We start from the raw sequence: 2,020 nt of genomic DNA on the forward strand, positions 1-2,020 counted from the left end.
CTCTGAACAATCATATAAACTTATAAGAAAGGTTATACCTTTACCGTAATTCTAGACGCAATTCGACTAGTACAGCAGCGCCATAAAACACTATTTTTCATATCCTGTCAACAAAAAAAATCACTATATTGTGTATTTTTTATTTTTTCACCTAAATCTAGTGTCTTTAACAACCAACCACTCACAATTGTATCATCTCAACGAATCAATTATATGGAAGCACTAAATTATTGACTAGCAAAAAGTGGGGGGAATTAATGTTATTTTTCAAAAAAGCTGCTTTATGCAGAATTAAAAAGATATTTACACTAATTTTGTTTTTACCGTTCTTTGCTATAATTAGTCTTATGATACTTGCTTTTAATCCCTTCGGATTAGACAATCAACAACAAGATAAATTAATTGTACCAATATTTGTAGCATTTGTATCGTATTTTTTGATACTAAGTGCATGTGCAAGAGAAGAAAAGCTAAGTTTAAAAGATGAAAATATTGACAGCGCATTTTATGAGCTCTTGTCCCTCCAATTCCAAACAGGATGCTATACAGCTATGGCAGCAGCCTTTGTATTTTATCCTGTATTAGGAATAGCATTTTTAGGAGTGTTAATTTTTATTGCTATAATACAAAATTTAGATGAAATTGTAGGGATCGTAGCGATTATAGCATTGATATTAATTTGTCTTATAGCGTTTATAGCATTGATCAAATTTATTTGGAGAACTGTCTAACGATCAAAATATTTATTAAGCATTTTTCCTTAATCTTTAATATACACTTAAACTCCAGCCATAAAAGAAATAATGAATTATTTATCAGCAAAAAAAATAAGTTACTTATTAATCATAGTAATCAGTGTGCTTTTTCTTACCAACTGCGGACAAAAATCAGATGCAGATGAGAACCGCATTCCAAATAACCTAGCTGATGCAGTTGATATGTTTGATGTTGGTCCTCGAAATTTATATGATCTTCCAAACGAAGTGCTCGAAAAATTTGATATTAATCTATACAATCTATGTAAAATGTTAAAACAGCAACATAAAGATTACTATGGTTATGATAAATTTCAAGATGTTGATTGTAATAGCTATAAGTGAAGAATAAAAATACTAAAAATCATAAAACAAAACAAATACTTCATATCTTTCTTATTTTTAGAAACAAAAAGAGGCACTTCTGCGTACAATAGAATGAATTATTTTCCTTAGTCTTTTACAAGGCGTTATACAGAGAAACGTTTCACGTCACATTGCTTACTTTAGCATCGTTCTTAAAGATGCATAAAAAAACTATGTTAGAAATGTTGATAGCTTGGCAAGCACTTCATTCATAATCATGGGGGGAACTGTTTCCATTTTCTTTCCCTGACGCGCTGCTATATCGAGAGCTCGTGGTTGATCACAACGTATCACACCTGTGGTATGTAATCCTGTTCCTGCTAATGAAACAGCAAACCCTGCTGTTCTCGCAAAATTTCCTCCACTCGTAATGGGCAAGACAACTGGTGTTTTTGTTACACGATTAAACGCCTCCGGTGACACAATCAGTACAGGAGGCGCCCCTCTTTGCTCATAACCAGAAGTTGGGTCAAGCGATACAAACCAAATTTCACCCCGCTTCATTACAAGAGCTCTCTGCCAACAGGTTTGGCATCAAACCACTCCATATCACCATCCGCAAAATCATCTGAAGGATTACATTGCGCTAACAATTCTTCAAGAGTATAGCTAGGGAATGCCTGTGGTTTTACAACCAATTGTCCATTGTCAATAGCCAAACCCACTTGCGTGTTTTCAGAAAGATGAAGAACATCAAGCAATGCGGGCGGTATAGAGAGCATAACAGACCCTCCAACTTTACGTAATTTTGTTGTGTGCATAAAACACTCCCTTTAATATTATATAAAAATATAACATTCTAATGCATATTCTTCAAGAGCTTTTCATGCTTTTATGGAAAAAGAACAATAAAACATTTACCATTTAGTTTTTCTGTCAAAATATTTATGAAGCGCGTT

The 2,020-nt window shown here is 33.4% G+C and carries 4 protein-coding genes; 2 read left to right on the forward strand and 2 right to left on the reverse strand.

Annotated elements, in window-relative coordinates:
- Window positions 1–230: 230 nt before the first annotated feature.
- A complete protein-coding gene (locus tag ACFIQE_RS09835; RefSeq protein ID WP_375707648.1) occupies window positions 231–731 on the forward strand; it encodes a hypothetical protein in 501 nt (166 codons plus the stop codon).
- A gap of 72 nt (window positions 732–803) precedes the next feature.
- Window positions 804–1,100 (forward strand): hypothetical protein, encoded by a 297-nt coding sequence (locus ACFIQE_RS09840; protein WP_375707649.1) that lies wholly within the window; start codon window positions 804–806, stop codon window positions 1,098–1,100.
- Between the two features lie 192 nt (window positions 1,101–1,292).
- On the opposite strand, the gene ACFIQE_RS09845 is transcribed toward ACFIQE_RS09840, so the two are convergent.
- Window positions 1,293–1,625 carry a type II toxin-antitoxin system PemK/MazF family toxin gene (locus ACFIQE_RS09845; RefSeq protein ID WP_375707650.1) on the reverse strand — a complete coding sequence of 111 codons (333 nt, stop codon included), beginning with the start codon at window positions 1,623–1,625 and terminating at the stop codon, window positions 1,293–1,295.
- Window positions 1,625–1,882, reverse strand: coding sequence for an AbrB/MazE/SpoVT family DNA-binding domain-containing protein (locus tag ACFIQE_RS09850; protein WP_375624257.1), 258 nt, complete (start codon window positions 1,880–1,882; stop codon window positions 1,625–1,627). The genes ACFIQE_RS09845 and ACFIQE_RS09850 overlap by 1 nt, the downstream gene beginning before the upstream one ends.
- Window positions 1,883–2,020 lie beyond the last annotated feature (138 nt).

Source organism: Bartonella sp. AA1HLJMS, assembly GCF_042197445.1.
Classification (GTDB): Bacteria; Pseudomonadota; Alphaproteobacteria; order Rhizobiales; family Rhizobiaceae; genus Bartonella.

Coding starts and splice junctions, on each gene's coding strand:
- ACFIQE_RS09850 (WP_375624257.1), bottom strand. CDS start 1,882: ATGCACACAACAAAATTACGTAAAGTTGGAGGGTCTGTTATGCTCTCT.
- ACFIQE_RS09840 (WP_375707649.1), top strand. CDS start 804: ATGAATTATTTATCAGCAAAAAAAATAAGTTACTTATTAATCATAGTA.
- ACFIQE_RS09845 (WP_375707650.1), bottom strand. CDS start 1,625: ATGAAGCGGGGTGAAATTTGGTTTGTATCGCTTGACCCAACTTCTGGT.